The organism is Mesorhizobium sp. WSM4312, assembly GCF_002294875.1.
Taxonomy (GTDB): domain Bacteria; phylum Pseudomonadota; class Alphaproteobacteria; order Rhizobiales; family Rhizobiaceae; genus Mesorhizobium.
In genome coordinates, this window is the sequence record NZ_NSFU01000056.1 from 1 (window position 1) to 1049 (window position 1049).

1 protein-coding gene is annotated in these 1049 nt (G+C 60.2%); it reads right to left on the minus strand.

The features are described from left to right. Window positions 1-15: 15 nt before the first annotated feature. A protein-coding gene (locus CK228_RS34600) for an IS630 family transposase (RefSeq protein ID WP_095790663.1) occupies window positions 16-959 on the minus strand; the annotation gives its coding sequence in 2 pieces (ribosomal slippage) (window positions 16-623 and window positions 623-959; 945 coding nt in all). Between the last annotated feature and the right edge of the window lie 90 nt (window positions 960-1049).

The window sequence follows — 1049 nt, forward strand, 5'->3', positions numbered from 1 at the left end:
TAGAGCGGGATGGGATTAGTGTCGGTCATATCCTGAGTTTTCGAAATAGTTTGAGCATTCTGTCGGTGTGACGCGATTGAGGGTCTGCCCGATTGCGTCGCAAACGGTTTCGACAGTGCGGCTTGCTGCCTTTCTCAGCCAGTGCTTGAGCTTTGAGAAGAGCTGTTCGATCGGATTGAGGTCGGGGGAGTATTTCGGCAGGAAGAAGAGCCTTGCGCCGACGGCGCGTATGGCGCGGCGCACCGCCTTGCCTTTGTGCGAGCCGAGATTGTCCATGACGACGATGTCGCCGGGACGCAGTGTTGGGACGAGCACCTTCTCGACATAGAGGAGGAACCTCTCGCCGTTGATCGGGCCGTCGATCAGCCAAGGCGCATCGATGCGGTCTTGGCGCAGCGCCGCCAGGAAGGTCATGGTCTTCCAGTGACCGTGCGGCACTTTGGCCTTGATACGCTGTCCGACCGGTGCCCATCCTCTGAGCGGCGCCATGTTGGTCTTGGTCCAGGTCTCGTCGATGAAGACCAGGCGGGCGGGATCGATCCGGCCCCGATACTTCGTCCACTGCATCCGCCGGCGCGCCACATCGGGACGATCCTGCTCGGCGGCAATCAGCGTCTTTTTTTGTGACTGAGCTTCTCGTCGTGGACGAACTCCCACACCGAATGGTAGTCGACCTTCAGGCCACGCTCGCCAAGTTCGGCCACAAGGCCGCGCAAGGTGAAGTCCTGGGCGCGACAGCGCTCGATCAGCCAATCGCGCCACGCTCCCGATAGCTTCCTCGGTTTGTAGCCGCCGACCTGACGAGGTGCTGCGCTGCCACTCTCCTCAACGCGCTTAAGCCACTCGATGGCCGCGCTATAGCTGACGCCAAATCGTGCCGCCGCCGCACGTCGCGACAGCCCTTCCGTCTTGACCGCAGCGACAACCCGCTCGCGAAGGTCCATCGAATATCCTGCCATTCATGCCGGCCTCCTACCCAGCATCAATGTTGAATCAGAACCAAGATGATTTGGGAATCCCACGACTCTTACAAATCCCATCCCGCTCTA